The 17,152-nt window shown below is 60.1% G+C and carries 18 protein-coding genes; 10 read left to right on the plus strand and 8 right to left on the minus strand.

Features of this window, described 5'->3' with window-relative positions:
- Nucleotides 1-109: 109 nt before the first annotated feature.
- From RBJ75_RS28905 to RBJ75_RS28915, 3 genes are read left to right on the plus strand one after another with little or no spacing between them, the layout of a single operon-like run.
- Nucleotides 110-400 (plus strand): DUF1778 domain-containing protein, encoded by a 291-nt coding sequence (locus tag RBJ75_RS28905; protein ID WP_044413553.1) that lies wholly within the window; start codon nucleotides 110-112, stop codon nucleotides 398-400.
- Entirely contained in the window at nucleotides 388-906 is a 519-nt protein-coding gene (locus RBJ75_RS28910) for a GNAT family N-acetyltransferase (protein ID WP_044413556.1), read from the plus strand. Before RBJ75_RS28905 ends, RBJ75_RS28910 begins: the two co-directional genes overlap by 13 nt.
- A 36-nt stretch (nucleotides 907-942) precedes the next feature.
- On the plus strand, nucleotides 943-1,131 hold the full coding sequence (locus RBJ75_RS28915; RefSeq protein WP_044413558.1) for a hypothetical protein: 189 nt from the start codon (nucleotides 943-945) through the stop codon (nucleotides 1,129-1,131).
- 166 nt (nucleotides 1,132-1,297) lie between these two features.
- Here the strand turns inward: RBJ75_RS28915 and RBJ75_RS28920 are convergent, their stop codons facing one another.
- Both RBJ75_RS28920 and RBJ75_RS28925 read right to left on the minus strand, forming a co-directional pair.
- Nucleotides 1,298-1,996: a DUF4336 domain-containing protein gene (locus tag RBJ75_RS28920; protein WP_044413560.1), complete on the minus strand. Its 699-nt coding sequence runs from the start codon at nucleotides 1,994-1,996 to the stop codon at nucleotides 1,298-1,300.
- Nucleotides 1,997-2,090: 94 nt separating this feature from the next.
- A complete protein-coding gene (locus tag RBJ75_RS28925; RefSeq protein ID WP_044413562.1) occupies nucleotides 2,091-4,118 on the minus strand; it encodes a protein-L-isoaspartate(D-aspartate) O-methyltransferase in 2,028 nt (675 codons plus the stop codon).
- 112 nt (nucleotides 4,119-4,230) lie between these two features.
- Here RBJ75_RS28925 and RBJ75_RS28930 point away from each other — a divergent pair, with 112 nt between their 5' ends.
- A complete protein-coding gene (locus tag RBJ75_RS28930) occupies nucleotides 4,231-4,560 on the plus strand; it encodes a four-helix bundle copper-binding protein (protein ID WP_044413565.1) in 330 nt (109 codons plus the stop codon).
- A gap of 7 nt (nucleotides 4,561-4,567) precedes the next feature.
- Nucleotides 4,568-5,050: a PPC domain-containing DNA-binding protein gene (locus RBJ75_RS28935; RefSeq protein ID WP_044413567.1), complete on the plus strand. Its 483-nt coding sequence runs from the start codon at nucleotides 4,568-4,570 to the stop codon at nucleotides 5,048-5,050.
- Here RBJ75_RS28935 and RBJ75_RS28940 read toward each other — a convergent pair.
- Both RBJ75_RS28940 and RBJ75_RS28945 read right to left on the minus strand, forming a co-directional pair.
- Entirely contained in the window at nucleotides 5,034-5,924 is an 891-nt protein-coding gene (locus tag RBJ75_RS28940; protein WP_152647758.1) for an alpha/beta fold hydrolase, read from the minus strand. The two genes, RBJ75_RS28935 and RBJ75_RS28940, sit on opposite strands and share 17 nt — an antisense overlap.
- 138 nt (nucleotides 5,925-6,062) lie before the next feature.
- Nucleotides 6,063-6,494 (minus strand): DUF6496 domain-containing protein, encoded by a 432-nt coding sequence (locus RBJ75_RS28945; RefSeq protein WP_152647759.1) that lies wholly within the window; start codon nucleotides 6,492-6,494, stop codon nucleotides 6,063-6,065.
- Between the two features lie 108 nt (nucleotides 6,495-6,602).
- Between RBJ75_RS28945 and RBJ75_RS28950 the strand changes: the two genes are divergently transcribed.
- Nucleotides 6,603-7,538 (plus strand): NADP-dependent oxidoreductase, encoded by a 936-nt coding sequence (locus RBJ75_RS28950; protein WP_044413570.1) that lies wholly within the window; start codon nucleotides 6,603-6,605, stop codon nucleotides 7,536-7,538.
- Nucleotides 7,539-7,587: 49 nt separating this feature from the next.
- Here the strand turns inward: RBJ75_RS28950 and RBJ75_RS28955 are convergent, their stop codons facing one another.
- Complete coding sequence (locus tag RBJ75_RS28955) at nucleotides 7,588-7,983, minus strand: response regulator (RefSeq protein ID WP_044413573.1); 396 nt, start codon at nucleotides 7,981-7,983, stop codon at nucleotides 7,588-7,590.
- Complete coding sequence (locus RBJ75_RS28960) at nucleotides 7,949-11,260, minus strand: CheR family methyltransferase (RefSeq protein ID WP_234707439.1); 3,312 nt, start codon at nucleotides 11,258-11,260, stop codon at nucleotides 7,949-7,951. Before RBJ75_RS28960 ends, RBJ75_RS28955 begins: the two co-directional genes overlap by 35 nt.
- On the opposite strand from RBJ75_RS28960, the gene RBJ75_RS28965 reads away from it, so the two are divergent.
- A complete protein-coding gene (locus tag RBJ75_RS28965) occupies nucleotides 11,220-11,798 on the plus strand; it encodes a hypothetical protein (RefSeq protein WP_044413584.1) in 579 nt (192 codons plus the stop codon). The two genes, RBJ75_RS28960 and RBJ75_RS28965, sit on opposite strands and share 41 nt — an antisense overlap.
- Nucleotides 11,799-11,976: 178 nt before the next feature.
- A complete protein-coding gene (locus RBJ75_RS28970; protein WP_044413586.1) occupies nucleotides 11,977-12,834 on the plus strand; it encodes an SDR family oxidoreductase in 858 nt (285 codons plus the stop codon).
- Nucleotides 12,835-13,206: 372 nt separating this feature from the next.
- Here the strand turns inward: RBJ75_RS28970 and RBJ75_RS28975 are convergent, their stop codons facing one another.
- Complete coding sequence (locus RBJ75_RS28975; RefSeq protein WP_276156828.1) at nucleotides 13,207-14,499, minus strand: Nramp family divalent metal transporter; 1,293 nt, start codon at nucleotides 14,497-14,499, stop codon at nucleotides 13,207-13,209.
- Between the two features lie 166 nt (nucleotides 14,500-14,665).
- On the opposite strand from RBJ75_RS28975, the gene RBJ75_RS28980 reads away from it, so the two are divergent.
- Entirely contained in the window at nucleotides 14,666-15,034 is a 369-nt protein-coding gene (locus RBJ75_RS28980; RefSeq protein ID WP_044409433.1) for a PRC-barrel domain-containing protein, read from the plus strand.
- A 58-nt stretch (nucleotides 15,035-15,092) separates the two neighbouring features.
- Nucleotides 15,093-15,926, plus strand: a complete 834-nt coding sequence (locus RBJ75_RS28985; RefSeq protein ID WP_044409435.1) for a YihY/virulence factor BrkB family protein — start codon at nucleotides 15,093-15,095, stop codon at nucleotides 15,924-15,926.
- 85 nt (nucleotides 15,927-16,011) lie between these two features.
- Here the strand turns inward: RBJ75_RS28985 and RBJ75_RS28990 are convergent, their stop codons facing one another.
- A complete protein-coding gene (locus tag RBJ75_RS28990; RefSeq protein ID WP_044409438.1) occupies nucleotides 16,012-17,142 on the minus strand; it encodes an acetate/propionate family kinase in 1,131 nt (376 codons plus the stop codon).
- Nucleotides 17,143-17,152 lie beyond the last annotated feature (10 nt).

The raw sequence follows: 17,152 nt of genomic DNA on the forward strand, positions 1-17,152 counted from the left end.
CCGCGTTATGCCGAGCCAGACACGTACCCCACCGCCCCGGGGTCATCGACGGAGATTCTCAGCTTTACATTGTCTTTACAGGGTTCCATATTGCACCTATGGAGGCAGGATGGCCCAGGCTCGCACGAAGGACACCAAATCGCGTTCGCTGATCAATCTGCGGGTCTCACCGGAGGACCGGCGATTGATCGACCGCGCCGCCACGGCTACCGGCAAGAACAGGTCGGAGTTCATGCTCAGCGCCGCGCGGTTCGCAGCGGAGGAAGCATTGCTCGACAAGGTGCTGTTCCGCGTCGACGCCAAAACCTACGACGGATTGACGGCCTACCTCGATGAGCCGCCGGCCCCCGATGCAAGCCTTCGCAAGCTGATGCAGACCACGCCGCCGTGGCAGGGCTGACTACGCCCGCGCCGCTCAGCCCTCCGGAGGCGCTGCGAGAGGATCACGAAACTGAAGGTTTCGACAGCGGCGAGCCTACCCTCGATACCTGGCTTGTCCGACGCGCTCGAGCCAACCAGGCCAGCGGGGCCTCGCGCACTTACGTCGTCTGCCGCGAACGGGAGGTCGTGGGATACTATGCGCTCGCGAGCGGCGGGATTGATCTCGACGCCGCGCCAAGCCGGCTCCGACGCAACATGCCCGACCCGCTGCCGGTCGTGGTCCTAGGCCGCCTCGCCATCGCGCAGGGCGCACAGGGTCAGGGTCTCGGCCGCGCGATGCTTCGCGACGCGTCAACGAGAGTGCTGCAGGCGGCCGAACGCGTCGGCGTGGCGCTGCTCGTTGTGCATGCGCTTTCGGACCACGCAAAGCAGTTCTATCTTGGTTGCGGATTCAAGGAGTCGCCGCTCGACCCCATGACGCTCATGGTCAGGGTCAAAGACCTCGGCGATGCGCGGGGCCAATGAATCGACCATCACAATGGGCGAGGAAGGAGTCGCGACATGCCCGTAGTTGAACTTTCGGCCACGCCTAAAGGCAATGGCTACCAAGCGACCGTGACGTTTCCAGACGGCGTCTCGATGAGTTCAGAGGAAACCTACCCGACGATCGGTGAAGCCATCGCCGCCGCAGCCATGAAACTGCTCGACATGCCTGACCGTCTCGCGAGGCTTGATCAAGGAGGTGGTTGACCGGCGCCTGTTGGCAAGGCCCGCCAACACATCACAGCGGCAGCCGAGCGGGCGTGCATTAGCAAACGAGACTGCGGCTGCGCAGTCTTTGTGCAGATCAAACAGCGCGGGCGCCGCAATGCTCAAGGCCTGATGTTTCGCGATGAAACGCGCACGATGCTTTTCATCAAGCGCCGAGCCAACGAAATGACTTTTGAAGAAGGGCGTGGCCGCCAGCGCGCATCCACTCGCCGTGGGCCATGATGACGCGCTGACAATTCCAGCTCAGCACTTTGTCGCGCGCCCGACGCGCTGGCGCTCGATTGATGAACGATAACCGCCATTCGAGCGGCGCGCAGGCCTGGTCCTGCGTGAGGCCGTCGAGGCGCGCAAGGAACCGAAGCCATCCCCAATGCTCTCGAAGGAACTGATCGCTAAAGGTCTGGATCAGATCAGCGACGATCGCCGTGCCGGAGGGCCGGTGAAAGAAAACAATCTCGTCCATGGCAAAGGAGCCGCGGAACCATGCCTGGTCGATGTCGGGAAGCCATTCGGGCGGCGGGGTATCTTTCAGCGCTTCGCGGAAGGAGAGGTCGGAGCGCTTCTTGACGGTTGATTGCGGTCCCCACAGCGCTGCCTCTGGGTAGGCGGCCTTCCACTCGCGCAGATAAAGGTGGTGGAGTTTGTTCGGGCTCACGAGATGGCGAACCGGGCCAAGATGATCTATCTTGGCGCGCAGACCCGCGGTCAGCTTGACCGGCGACCAGATCCACAGATCGCCATTTTTCAATTGGGCAATTACCGAGCGCGTCGGATAGGGAGCGCCATAGAAGCTGACGTTCTCGCCGTCCGCGATCCAAAGAGCCTCATGCACTTGCTCAAGCATTCAGGCGACTCGATTCGCTGTGAACTATCATTCGACACCGATTGATAGCAAAGAGGATCTATTCCAAGCGCCGATCTCAGGCGAAGCCCGGCGCCTAAAGCCCGAACGGATAGGTGTCAGGCAGGCCCGGCTCCACATGGCCCGGCGCGAGCGGCGTGACGGCCGTCGTCTCGTCGAACCACAGGAAGGCGTCGAACTGCTGGGCGAGAGACGCCTCCACGTAGTGGCTCTGCAATTCGGTAACTGGGCGATAAATGACGCCGATGAAACGTTCGAGTATTGATGCGCGAAGTGCTCGCGCCGCGGGGTTGTCACGCGACAAGTCGAGCAGGCACCGAGCGGGGTCAGCATCGTGAAAGAGACATTCGACGCTGTCTCTTCGGGAGGGATTGACGCGCTTGACCTTCATCTCGCCGTCCCACTCGTCGGCGGCAGCCACCGTCCCCTGGTGCGTCCCCATGCCTATCAATGCGACGGATTCCGCGCCGAACCGCTCGCGGCACAACTGCCCGATGTTGAGCTCGTCGCGTACCGCGCCCATCTCGGTGTGACGGGCGTCGCCGATATGGGAATTGTGTGCCCAGACGACGGCCTTCGCGTCGGCGCCGCGCGCGGCCAGCACGTGCTCGAGCGTCTCGAACATATGAGTGTCGCGCAGATTCCATGACTCGGCGCCGCCGTAATACATGATGCGGTAGTAGCGCTCGGCCGACACGACCAAGCGGGCGTTCTGCGCCGCGTCGAGGAAACTGTCTGGATGATCCTCCTCGTAACGCAGGCGGCCGCGGAGAAGGTCGCGCAGCTGCGCTACCACGGCCTGCTCGCACTTGCGGTAACCCTCCGTCAGCACGGCGCGGCCGTAGGTCGAGGGCTCATCCTGCCACGGCGTGAGGCAGCCATAGCGCTCGCGGGCGACCGCGGCCGCGATCGGGTCGATCTTGTCCAGATAGTCGAGCACCGACGCGATCGAAGCCGCCATGTTGTAGATGTCGAGCCCGTAGAAGCCGGCGCGCCGCTTCTCATCGACGCCCGCGTTGTGCTCGCGCATTGCGTGGATGAAGGCGTTGACATCCGTGTTGCGCCACATCCAGATCGGGAAGCGCTGGAACGGCGCTTCGCTTTCGCGCCGCGGCAGATGGCGGACGTAGCGGTCGACCGCCGCCGCATCCGGCCAGTCGGCCTCCACGGCGACGATGGAAAAGCCGTGGCACGCCATGAGATGCTTCGTGATGGCGAGATGCTTCGTGATGGCCGCGCGTGCCCGGTAGAACTCGGACGTGCCGTGGCTCGCTTCCCCCAGCAGCACGACCCGCTTGCCGGCGAAACGGTCGAACAGCGCGCCGAAAGCGAGATCGTCGAAATCGGGCAGGGGCTCCGCCGCTTCAGCGATGAGGTCGGCCGGGGTCTTGCGCTGCGAGACGCCCGGCAGGTGGGACGACGACGATCGCCGTCCGTCTTCCACCCAGGTCTTCGCGCCGACCAGCGGTACGAAATGAACTGATCCCAGTCGCTCCTCGTCAAATTCCATTTCCGAACGGCGCGTCAATTTGAGGAGCTCTTGCGGCTCGTCCTCCGCGCCGACCGGAATGATGAGCCGACCGCCTATCTTGAGCTGCAATTTTAGGGCGGGCGGAATCTGCGAACCGCCGGCCGAAACCACGATGGCGTCGAATTCGCCGCCATCCGGCCAGCCCTTCGTCCCGTCGGCGTGCCGCAGGCTGATGTTGCGGTAGTCAAGCGCATCGAAACGGTGCTGGGCCCGGGCGACCAGGCTCGCGTGACGCTCGACGGCACAGACCTCGATTGCGAGTTGCGCTGCGACAGCGGCGGCATAGCCGGAGCCGGCGCCTATCTCCAGCACCCGGTCGCCGGGGCCGATTTCTGCAGCCTCGAGCATGAAGGCGACGATGTAAAGTTGCGAGATCGTCTGGCCCTCGCCGATCGGCAGCGGGCTGTCCTCGTAGGCGAATTCCTGCGAAGCCTCCTCCACGAAAGCTTCTCGAGGGACGAGCGGCATCGCGGCGAGCACGCGGCTATCACGGACTCCGCGCGCGGCGATCTGACGATCCACCATGCGATCGCGGGCTCGGCTCACGTCCGCTTCTATTTGTGGGCTGGCCATCGGGAGAAACCATTGTCGCGCCGCCCAGTTCCCGAAAGCCAATTCCCGAGCGCCGCCAAGGAACGAGCCGGGTTGCGTCGCGTTGCTGTAGAGACCCCGCGCGAGGTGTGAAATGGCTCTGTCCCCCGAGATGAAGCGGTGCATCGATGTCTGCCTGGACTGCTACAAGACGTGTCTCGGCATGGCGATGAACCACTGCCTTGAGACCGGCGGCGAGCATGTCGCGCCGGCGCACTTCCGGCTGATGATGGCCTGTGCCGAGATGTGTCGCACCTCGGCACACTTCATGCTGATTTCGTCGCCGCACCACAAACACACCTGCCGGGAATGCGCGGAGATCTGTACGGAGTGCGCCAAGGACTGCGAGCGCCTCGGTGGGATGGATGAGTGCGTGGCCGCGTGTCGTGCCTGCGCCGAGTCTTGCAGCGCCATGGCCGCGTGAGGCGAACATGAAAAGCCAACGGATCGCGTCCGGGGGAAAAGGCGAAACACTCGTCGTCGTGCTTGACGACGGCGAGGAGGCATTCTCCGCCTTGCAGGGGTTCGCGCGGAAAGAGAACGTGTCCGCCGCGTCGCTGACGGCGATCGGCGCATTCTCGCGCGCGACCGTCGGCTGGTTCGATTTCGCCAGCAAGTCCTACAAAGAGATCGCCGTCGAAGAGCAGTGCGAGGTCCTGAGCGCGATCGGCGACGTCGCCGTCGGTGACGACGGCAAGGCGAGTTTGCATGTCCATATCGTGCTTGGCCTGTCGGATGGGTCGACGCGCGGTGGCCACCTACTCAAGGGCACGGTCCACCCGACACTCGAAGTCGTGCTCACAGAGACGCCGGCGAAGCTGAGGCGGCGCAAGCGCCCCGGACTTGGCATCGCGCTCATCGACGCCGATCCGGAAGAGGCTCCCCAAAGCTACGGCGTTAATCTGCCGACGTGAAGAACCCGAGTAGCGCAGCGAGCGTCTCGGCAGGCGCTTCCTCGCACTGAAAGTGCCCGCCAGGAACTTCCTGCCCGATAACAGAATCTGCCCAGCGCTGCCACGTCTCGACGGGTTTTGCTTTGGCGACGCTGTAGTCGCGGCCCCAAACCACCAGCAGCGGGGCCGTAATCCTGCGCTTGCCGCGGTCGGCTTCGTCCGCTTCACGGTCGCGCGTCCAGCCGGCACGGTAATCCTCGCAGGTGCCGTGAATGCAGGCCGGGTCGCGAAAGCAGGCGATGTAGTCCTCCATATTCGCAGGATCGAACGCAAATCCGTCGGCGGCCCAATCGGCGAGCGTATGTCGGACGAAGAAGTCCGGGTCGCCCGCCAACAACGTCTCGGGAAGCGGGGCGGGCTGGGCCAGCATGTACCAATGGTATGCAGCCATCGCGGACCCTGAGTTGGCGGCAGCCCACATTTCCGCCGTCGGCACGACGTCCAGCACCGCGATCCTGCTGACGACCTCTGGATGATCCAGCGCCAGGCGATACGCTAGCCGGCCACCGCGATCGTGGCCCGCAACCGCGAAGCGATCGTAGCCCAATTCGCGCATCGTCGCGATTTGATCGAGCGCCATCACGCGTTTGGAGTATCGCTCGTGTTGTTCGTCGCCCTTCGGCTTGTCGGAGCGGCCGTAGCCGCGAAGGTCGGGAATGACGACGGTAAAGCGCTCGGCAAGCTTAGGGGCCACAGGCCGCCACGCCACGCGTGTCATGGGATAACCGTGCAATAGGAGCAGCGGCGGACCGCTGCCGCCGACCAAGACGTCGACTTCGATTTCATGTCCTGGCAAGCGTCGGCGTTCGAAGCCCGCAATGAGGCCGTCGGTCACGTGAGTATCCTTTCGAGCAAGACCCATTGACGACAACGCCCCCGCCGCCACGCGATCTCGGCTGCCTGTGAGCCCCGCGTGATCGAGGCTGACGCAGTGCCTAGTGAACGCCGAGCGCGTTTTCGAGCTGACGTTTCGTCATCTTTGAGCGGCCCTCGATGTCCTTGTGTTGCGCCTGTGCGTAAGTTCGTCGCGCGTATGGCCATCGCTCGCGTGAGCGCGTGCATGGGCAACCTTTTCGCCGCGCGCTGTTGGCTTCCGCGCATTTCTGCCGCCCACCGACCGCGTGCTCTCGCGCTTGCCGGAAGCGCCGACGCGGGATTTGCCTTCGCGCTCCTGCTGGGCGGTCTTGCCCTCGGCTTCCTTTTCCTCGGTACGATGCAAGTTGCGTTTGTTGCGGCCCTCACTCTCGTACTTGGAATCGCCGGCCTCTTCCAAAGCGATGGCAATCGCCTGCTTGCGGCTCTTCACCGGACCGGCCTTGCCACCAGGGCCGCTTTTCAGCTCGCCGTGCTTGAACTCGTGCATCACGCGCCCGGTGATGCGCTTCTGTCGCGCGGATTCAGCCATTTTGGCCTCCTTATCTCAGGAACATTCTGGAAAAACGGAAGCACAACGAACTGGTTCCGGAACGGAGCGGCCGGGTGGCAAGTTAATGCCGAGTTGTGAGGAAAGCCGATGTCAGCAATCCGCGAGTTTCGCATCCACCGTTTTGGCGGCCCGGAGGTCCTCAAGGCCGACCAGGTCGAGCCGTCGCTCCCGGACGCCTCCCAAGTGCTGGTGAGCGTGCAGGCGGCCAGCATTAATCCGGTCGACTTCAAGATCCGGAATGGCAAATATCCGGCGGTCAAAGAAGATCGTCTGCCGTACGCATTGGGGCGCGACGTCTCGGGTATTGTCGAGAAGTGCGGCGCGCAGGCGACCACCTTCAAGATCGGCGACGAAGTTTTCGGCATGGTCGGCATCGGCGGCGGCGGATACGCCGAGAAGGTGGTGCTCGACCAGAAGGCGATTGCCCGCAAGCCAGCCTCACTGGATCACGTCCATGCCGCAGCCATTCCACTCGCCGGGCAAACAGCGTGGCAGGGACTATTCCGGCACGGCCAGTTGAAGGCCGGTCAGTCCGTTCTGATCCATGGCGGCTCGGGCGGCGTCGGTCACTTCGCTGTCCAATTCGCCAAGGCAAAAGGTGCACGCGTCCTCACGACGGTGTCGACCGACAATGTTGAATTCGCGCGGTCGCTCGGGGCGGATGTCGTCATCGACTACAAAACGCAGCGGTTCGAAGACCACGCATCCGATCTCGATATGGTCTTCGACCTCATCGATGGTGAGACGCGCGAGCGTTCCTGGCCGTTGCTCAAGCGAGGCGGCGTTCTTGTCACGACCTTGACCGATCCGTCGCAGGACAAGGCAAAAGAACATGGCATACGGGCGATGCGATACACCGTCGAGGCCGACGGAAAGGAACTGGCAGAGATCGCCGAGCTGGTCGAGGCTGGAAAGGTCAAACCGCACGTTTCTAAAACCTATCCGCTCGAGCAGGCGCCCGACGCCTTGAGTGAGGTCGAGCGAGGCCATTCGGTTGGCAAGGTCGTGCTTGTCTCGAAATGAATGTGAGCGGTGATCGCTCTCGTGCCCGTAGCCGATGGAGTACGGCTCACTATTTTGCATGAATGAGGCAAGCTATCGCCGCGACGACTACGCTCTGTGAAGCTGGTTTGGCCACGACGATGCAATTCGGCCAGCGCGCCTGAATATGAGCCGGCAGTGCCTCGCCGGTATAAAATACGAATGGAATGTTGCGTTCGGATAGTGTGACGGCGATCGCTTCACTTGTTTCTCTGCCAAGCCGAACATCGAGCATAGCTCCCGTTAGCGACGCGGTCTGAGCGATAGTTTTCGCCGCTGCCAGTGTCGTCGCTGGGCCGAGAACCTCTGCCCCGGCGTCAATGAGCATCGACCGGATGTCGAGGGCGATCAGGATTTCATCTTCGGCAACCAGGATACGGGCGCCGGCTAATTCATCCGTCAGTGGAGGACTGGACTTGAGTCCCATTGTCGTTTGGCCCTCGCACCGGCACCTCGATCCTGCAGACCACGCCCTCGGGCAAGTACTCGTGATCTACTTTCGCCTCAGGCAGTCCTTTTTCGATAAGGATGCTGCCAAATCCAAAGCGATCGGTAGCCTTCACAGGAGGGCCATCGTGTTCCTCCCATTCAAACTTCAGGACCGGGTGATCGTTCCCTCTCTCGGTCGACCACGATATGGAAACGAAGCCCTTCTCCTTGGACAGGGCCCCATATTTCGTCGCATTGGTGGCGAGCTCATGCAAGACGAGCCCAAACGGCGTCGCAAGCTCCGGGGATAGCATGACGGGCTGGCCTTCAATCCGGAACCGCGCCGGATCTCCGATCCCATGCGCTTCCAATTGGCTTCTTGCTAGAGCGCCGAGTTCAGCGCCATGCCAGTCGGAATCGACCAGAAGCTTGTGCGCGTTCGCCAATGCTGCCAAACGTCCCTCGAAGCGCTCGACGAAGTCCTCACCCCGACTGCTGGTTCGTAGCGTCTGGCGCGCCATGGATTGCACGACAGTCAGAATGTTTTTCACGCGGTGGCTCAATTCGCCCAGCAGCAGCTTTTGCCGCTCTTCCCAGCGATGGCGATCAGTCACGTCGCGGGTGCTTTCGAAGACTAATCGTCTGCCACCGATATTGACGAGCTCGATCTGCGTTTCGACGATCAGTTCTCGGCCGTCCTTGGTTTGGTGCCGGATTTGGCCACTCCAAATCCCATCCTTTTGAAGATCGAGCTGGAGCTGCTCGAACGATGATCCTGGAACGACCGGCTTTAGAAACGTTTCCTTTTTGCGGCCGAGAACTTCGTCGCGTTGATAACCGTAAAGCTCCTCGCTGCCCCGATTCCACTGAACGATGCCATCATCAAAATCCCACACGAAAATCGGCGATCGTGAGAGTTCCACGAGCCGCATCTCCTGGCGGAGGCGCTCTTCGCTTTGACGGAGGGCTTCCTCGACTCGGCGGCGCTCGGTGATATCGACAAAGGTCGCGACCACGCCGTCGATCTTGTCTTCAATCGTCCGGTACGGCCGCATGCGCACAAGATACCAGCCGCCCTTATGATCGGGAATTTCCTGCTCGATGGGAGCGAGATCCTTCAATACCTTCTTCGCCTGGCTCGCCATGTCGTCGTAGTCGAGCGCATGCGTGAAGTCGGTGATCGGCCGGCCTTCATCGTTTGGCGTCACATTGAAAAGGTCGGTCAAGCGCGGGGTGAAGCGTTTGATCCGCAATGACGTGTCGAGGAACAGCGTCCCGAAATCGGTCGCCGCCATGAGATTTTGGAGGTCGCTGTGAGCGCGGGAGATGCTTTCCAATTTCAGCTTGAGCTCGTGGTTGACCGTCTGGAGCTCTTCATTGATCGACTGGAGCTCTTCTTTACTGGTCTCCAACTCCTCAGATGTTGACCGGTATTCTTCGTTGATGGATTGGAGTTCCTCGTTAGTCGCGCGGAGCTCTTCGTTGCCCGCTTCCGACTCTTCGCGCATCGTCCTGAGACGGACTTGCGTAAGCTGAAGCTCCTCCTGGATCTGCCGGACCATCTCGCTCGCTGGCCGTTCGCTTGCGTGTACATCTTGTTCGGATGCTACATTCTGAAGCGTTTCGCCTTCGATGAAGAGAACCAAAGCAAAACGTGAGGCTTGATCATCTTCGAGCGCCGGCTTGACCTGCAGATAAACCCGGCGCTGGACGCCATCGAGGGGCATGATGATGGGAACGCTCAGTGTAGCTTCATTCCGTTCGAACGCCCGGTGCAAGGCGGACCTGAGGTCAAAGCGCAATTCCTCGCGGACAAGATCGACGATATCGGTCGTAACCGGACCCGCTGATGGTTGCAAAAAACGACCAGCGTTCTGGGAAACGTGGATGGCCCGGTGTGCATCGTCGACGAGAACACTCGGCGGCGCAATCTTCTCCAACATCTGCCGATGCACGGCTGCATCCGTCACGCTGCTGGCAGAGATGCTCGGGCGCGCCTGGGAGATTGGTCGCTCAGGAGCGAAATTGCCTGCCAGCAACGTCGGCAGAGCCGGGCGTCGCTCCGGAGAGAGTGCAACGGATTGGAAAATACGTGCTTCCCGGTCGAGCGCGCGAAATAATCCGGTCGGCTGATCGGCGTTTTCCGAGGAGCCAAGCAGCAGGAAGCCGCCCGGATTCAACGCGTAGTGCAGTGTGCTGCACACCTGTGCCTGCAAATCGCGATCGAGATAGATCAGCAGATTTCGGCAAGAGACGAGATCGAGCCGCGAAAATGGTGGATCCTTCAGAAGGCTGTGGCTGGCAAAGAGGACGACATCGCGAAGCTCGCGGCGAACGCGATAATGGTCGCCTTCCCGGGTAAAGAAACGACGCAGACGGTCATCATCGAGCTCGCTTTCGATCGAGCTGGGATAGCGGCCCTCCCGCGCGATCGCTAGCGCGCCCGCGTCGAGATCCGACCCAAAAACCTGGATTTCCGGACGAATCTCATGACGCGCAGCCTCTTCCAGCAGAAGAATGCCGAGCGTATAGGCCTCTTCACCCGTCGCGCATCCCGGCACCCAAACGCGAATGGCCGCGCCGGATCCGCTGTTTTCAAAGAGCCTCGGTATCACTTGTTTGTTGAGAGCGGCAAAAGCATCCGGATCGCGAAAAAACGTCGTGACAGAAATCAGGAAATCGCCGAACAGCGCCTGCGCCTCTTCGACGTTCTCGCGCAGATAGTTGTAATACTGGTTCAATGTGTCTTTGCGGGAGACCTGCATCCGACGGGCGACGCGACGGACAATGGTCGCCTTCTTGTATTGCGAAAAGTCATGCCCGGTTCGTGTACGGACGTATCCGAGGATGCGGCGCAGCTCATCTTCCTGGGAATCCTGGACGATCGCCGGCATGGCCTTTTCGCGTGTGTTCAAAAGCTCGACGACACGTTTGGCCAGTTGGCGGACCGGCAGAACGAAGTCAGCCATCTCGGTCGCGATGGCGTTACGCGGCATCGACGCGTATTCCGCTTCGTTTGGGTCCTGGACCAGAACGATCCCGCCAGCTTCTTTGATCGCTTTGACGCCGACCGATCCGTCCGCGCCAGCTCCCGTGAGCACGATGGCGAAAGCGTCGCCGTGCTGGTCGGCAAGTGAGCAAAAGAACAGATCGATCGGAGCCCTTTGGCCGCGCGGCTCGTCGAAAGGCCGCGCGGAAATGTGATGATCCGCGATGCGCAGCGCCTGATTGCAGATGCTGAACGATCCCACGGCGATCATTTTGATGTACTTCATTCTGCCACTCTGGTTGACGGCCGGTTTTGCCGATTGGCTATGCCATCGCGCCAGCCACATCGAGACGACCACCGGCGCAAAGGAATCCTTGATTCATCTTCTCATATTCGCGGAGGTCGGCATACCTCTGCTGGCGGCGATGTTCTTGAATATCAACCCGCTCGTTATCGCCGTGATGATCCTGATGTTCTTCGTGCATGAGGTAACCGCGCTGTGGGACGTAAGCTATGCGACGACCGCGCGCACGGTCACCCCGAGCGAACAGCACGTCCATAGCTTTCTCGAGATGATTCCGTTGATGGCGATCGTCAGCGTTTTCTCACTGCACTGGGGACAATTCCTGGCGCTCTTTGGCATAGGACCGGAGCCCTTGCTGACTGATCTCAGTTGGAAATCCCAACCACTGCCTGCGATGTATGTTGCGTGCATCATGACGCTTATCGTGCTTTTCGAACTCCTGCCATACGTTGAGGAGTTTTTTCGCGGACTGCGCGCCAATCGGGGCAAGCTCATTCCGGCCAAGGCGAGAGACCACTGATCGGTGCAAAGTCGGAAGATGGGAACGCCCGCAAGATAGAATCGGTCGGACAATTCAGTTCCGGTATCGGTATGGCGCATCGTGGCCTGCAACCTGCGGAAAACTCGCAGAAAAGTCCGGGATCGGAACGATCGACACTGCCAAGTTGTTTGAAGTCGAACAACTGGAGCAATTTACTATGCCATCCCATCCGACCCCTCCTTTCCCTGCCCAGAAGCAGGTTATGCCAGGCGCGACCGACAAAATGGACCCGAAGCCGGACCATGGCGAGGAGAGCTACAAGGGCTCTGGCAAGCTGAAAGGCCTCAAAGCCATCATCACCGGTGGCGACAGCGGCATCGGTCGGGCTGTCGCAATCGCTTACGCGAGAGAGGGTGCTGACATTTTGATCGGCTATCTAAGCGAGAATGATGACGCGAAGGCGGTCAAGACACTCGTCGAAAAAGAGGGTCGGAAAGCCGTTTTGGTGTCGGGAGACATACGCGATCCGGAGCATTGCAGGGAGATCGCTAAACGCGCCGTCGATGAGCTTGGCGGTATCGATATCCTCGTTAACAATGCCGCGCACCAAGCAACGTTTAAGGATATCGGCGACATCAGCGATGAGGAGTGGCGCACGACTTTCGAGGTTAATATCCACGCGATGTTCTACCTCGCAAAGGCGGCGGTTCCGCACATGAAGCCGGGTGCTGCGATCATCAATACGGCATCCGTCAATTCCGACATGCCCAATCCGATCCTGCTGGCATACGCGACGACGAAAGGCGCTATCCAGAATTTCACGGGCGGTCTCGCGCAAATGCTCGCGGAGAGGGGCATACGTGTGAACGCGGTCGCGCCAGGCCCGATTTGGACGCCGCTGATCCCGTCAACGATGCCGGAGGAGGCGGTGAAGACGTTTGGGAAACAGGTGCCGATGAAGCGACCGGGCCAACCAGCCGAATTGGCGACCGCCTACGTCATGCTCGCGGATCCCCTCTCCAGTTATACGTCGGGGACGACCGTCGCAGTGACGGGCGGGAAGCCGTTCATCTGACTTGAGGCGAATGAGCGGCAGACTTCGCAATGGGGCCTTGCGGCAGCAGCGGAAACGTCTTCGCGTATTCGGCGGCCTAATGTGCTCTTGCACGCTCGCCGACCTAATTGGCGACGTGCGTCGGCGCGTAAAACCACATGAAAAAACAGAACAACAGAAAGCTTCCCATGATCGCCACCCCAATGATACCGATCCGATCTGGGGGTTCTTCGATCTCCCACAGCATGTAATTTAGAAATTTCCGCATCCCAATTCGAACCTACTCGAGACCATTTGTTGAAACGTTCGGCAGTACGGTAGTCAATTAGACCTCTAACGCCTGCTTACTGGGCCCATGGCTGGCGTTGGCCCTGTGCAGTGTCTGCTACGAGGTTATGCGACAAATGAAAATCCCATTCCGAGGATGCAAAGAGACATCACAGCGGTCGCGAGCCAGCCCAGCCAACAAACTGGGCCCTTCACGATCAAGTCGCCCATCACGGACTGTTTGCGTACGAGAAGCATCATAATGATCATGACCGGGGCGGCAAGGATGCCGTTGATGACGGCGCTCCAGTAAAGCGCCTGGATTGGATCGATCGGCGTAAAATTGAGCGCGATGCCGGTGGCGACGGACAGGGCGAGCACCGAGTAGAACGCGATCGCCTCTTTGGGTTTGCGCGATAGCCCGACCGGCCATTTGCGGCCTTCCCCAATGGCGTAGGCGGTCGAGCCAGCAAGCACCGGAATAGCAAGCAGGCCGGTTCCAATAATACCAAGCGCAAAGATCAGCTCCGCAAAGGCGCCGGCGATCGGCTTAAGAGCCTCCGCGGCCTGCGAAGACGATTGAATATTGGTGACGCCCTTGCTGTGCAGAGTGGCTGCCGTCGTCAAGATGATCGCGATCGCAATGATATTCGACATCGCCATACCGACAAGAGTGTCGATCCGAATGCGCCATACTTCCTTGGTCTCGTTCTCGGGCTCCTTTTTCAGTGGCTTTTTTTGCGGATCGATATCCTGCTCTTCGGCCTCTTGGGATGACTGCCAAATGAAGAGATATGGCGAGATAGTCGTGCCGAGGATCGCCACCAACGTCGTCAGGAACGCCCCGCTCAACTCAATTTTTGGGACGAAAAGACCGGCGAGCGCCTCGTCCCAAGGCACCTTCACTACGAACAGCGCAATCACGTACGCGAACAATACCAAGGTCAGCCACTTGAGGATGGCGACATATCGCTCATAGTTCAGGAAGACCTGCGCCAGGACCGAGACGATGCCGAAAACAACTACATAAAGTGGCGCCGGGCCTCCGATAAGCAATTTGAGCGCGTCGCCCATGGCGCCGAGATCGGCCGCAACATTGATCGTATTCGCGACAAACAGAAGCGTGACGAGCGACCAGATAACCGGCGGCGGATAATTGCGACAGACGTTGCCGGCGATCCCATGGCCGGTTGTTCTGCCGATTCTGCCAGAGAGTTCCTGGATTGCCACCATCAACGGATAGCTGACGAGCATGGTCCAGCCAATGCCGAACCCGAGTTGAGCGCCGGCTTGACTGTATGTGCCGATGCCAGACGGATCATCGTCGGAGGCGCCGGTGATGAGCCCGGGGCCGAGCCGACTGAGAAAAGTCTCCTTGCTATCGCTCTTGTCGCTCTCCGGCCGAATTCTTTGTTCCATGATTCCCCCAAGCCCGCCTGTATAACAGATGCCGCTCGGCCGGCATTGACACAATCGCGTCCCGACGCGTGGGCACTCGGCAGCGATCCGGCTCTAAGCCCATCTTCATGTCCGTGGAACCTTGGCTGCGGTATTTAGTTTGCTATTTTCATTGGAGGAGACGGCAATGGCGTCAGAAGATCGCGAAACTTACGACCTCATCAGCAGTGACAAGGTCGAAGGCACAAATGTTTATGGCACGGGTGAAGAAAAGATCGGCTCGATCGAACGCGTGATGATCAGCAAGCGTAGCGGCAAAGTTTCTTACGCGGTCTTGGCGTTCGGCGGCTTTCTCGGCATGGGCCATGACCATTATCCCGTTCCTTGGGCGCAACTGACTTACGATACCCGGCTGGGCGGCTACCGCACCAATATCAGCAAGCAACAACTCGAGGGCGCGCCCCGCTACGCAAACGACTCGGATTGGGATTGGACGGATCCGGCCCGTGGCCGGAAGGTTTACGATTACTACGGCACCCCATGGACAATGGACTAGGGGAATACGTCCGAGTTGTAGCGCCTGCCTATTTCCTCGAAGGGTATAATGACGAACCATGCCGCGCCTCTGGTCCCTGCTTAAAGAGACCGCCATCAATTTCATCGAAGACGATGCGTTGAGCAGGGGGGCGGCAATTTCGTTTTATACAGTGACGTCTCTTGCGCCAGTTTTGCTCATCGTCATTTCGATCGCTGGCTTGATTTTTGGGCACGACGCTGCCCAAGGCGCCATTTTGGGGCAGTTAACCGGCTTGATGGGACAGCAGGCTGCTGATGTGGTTCAGAGCGCGTTGACAAGCGCTTCATCCAAATCCTCCGGGATCCTCGCATCCGCCATAGGCTTTGCCACCCTTCTTCTCACCGCGTCCGGCGTATTTGGTGAGATGCAAACTGCGCTCAACCGGATTTGGAAGGCAAAGCCGAAAGGTGGTACGGTCTCGCGCCTTGTCCGCGCGCGCGCCGTGAGCCTGGGTCTTGTCGCTGCTCTCGGTTTTCTTCTCATTGTTTCGCTGGTGGTCAGCGCGGGGCTTTCCACGCTGAGCGGCTACCTGGACAGCCGATGGCCGTTCGCGACGGTTTTGCTGGCAGTTCTCAATTTCATCATTTCCGCCGCGATCCTCGCTGCTCTGTTTGCGGCGATCTACAAGGTGCTGCCCGATCGGCCGATCGCGTGGCGGGATGTGTTTATCGGCGCGCTTGTCACTGCCGTCCTGTTCACGATCGGCAAGAGTTTGATTGGGTGGTACCTCGGCACGAGTGCCGCAGCCTCCAGTTATGGCGCGGCAGGCGGGCTGATTTTGCTGTTCCTGTGGGTCTATTACTCAGCCCAGATCTTTCTCATTGGGGCAGAATTCACCAAAGTCTACGCAGCAAGCCGTGGCCGCGTGTAGCGGATCGGGCGAGCATGCACGACCATCCGAAGAGACTTATCTCAACCGGTCCGCGTTTGGATAAGTGTCCTCGCCCGAGACTCAGTCAGTGCAGGACACCGAGTGTGTGAAGCGCGATAACGAACTCTTCGTCAGTAGGAATTGCACGAACCGCAATGCGATGATCTGTACTGGCGCTTTCGCCCTCTTTTGAGAGGCCGATCCATTTCAGTCGCGCGCAAACGTTGTCGCGAATTTCCTGGCTGTGTTCGCCAATTCCCCCGGTGAAGACCAGCACGTCCACTCCATTCATGCTCGTCGCCATCACGAGGATCTGCTCGGCGACGCGGGCGCAGAACTGGTCAACGGCCTCCCTAGCTCTCGAATCCGAACTCGCGAGCAGCGTCCTCATATCGGCGGAAAGGCCGGACACGCCGAGCAGCCCGGATTTATGATAAAGCAGGTCCTCAATCGCGGCCGCGGACATGCGCTCCGACTGTTGCAGGTAAAGCAAGACGCCGGGATCGATAGAGCCGCTTCGCGTTGCCATCATGAGGCCATCGAGCGGCGTGAGACTCATCGTGGTGTTGACGCTTCGTCCATTGCGGATCGCACAGAGACTGCTTCCGCTTCCGAGATGAGCGACAACTATCCGCAGGTCACGCTGCTCGTATTGCTTCGCGATGTACTCGAAAGACAATCCATGAAAGCCATAGCGGCGAATGCCTTTCGCTTCATATTCGAGCGGCAGCGCAAAACGGCGATAAATCGGGGAAAGGTCGTGATGGAAGGCGGTGTCGAAGCACGCGACCTGGCGCAGCTTGTGTCGCGACGCCAGGAGACTGCGAACAAGATCGAGACAGGCCGGCTGGTGAAGCGGCGCCAGCGGCGTCAATCGATCGAAGTCCTGGACGATTTCGGTATCGATCAGGACGGGCGCCACATACTTCAAGCCCCCATGAACGATCCGATGACCAACCGCCACGAGCTCTCGGCCGTCGAGAAGCTGCTCCACTCGGTTTAACAAGGATGTGGCGAGATCGGCTTGCGGATCGACCGTCGGCGAATCAGCGCCTTGAACCGGCTTTCCAGCCGCATCCTTGATCGCGAAGTGGCCGTCCTTGCCGTGCAAATCCAGCAAACCGCGATAGAGAAGGACGGGCTCTGATGTATGCGGTTCGTACAAAGCGAATTTGACGCTCGACGAGCCGGAATTGAGGGCCAGGATGGCTTTCATTTTTTCACGC

This window comes from Rhodopseudomonas sp. BAL398, from assembly GCF_033001325.1.
Taxonomy (GTDB): domain Bacteria; phylum Pseudomonadota; class Alphaproteobacteria; order Rhizobiales; family Xanthobacteraceae; genus JARJEH01.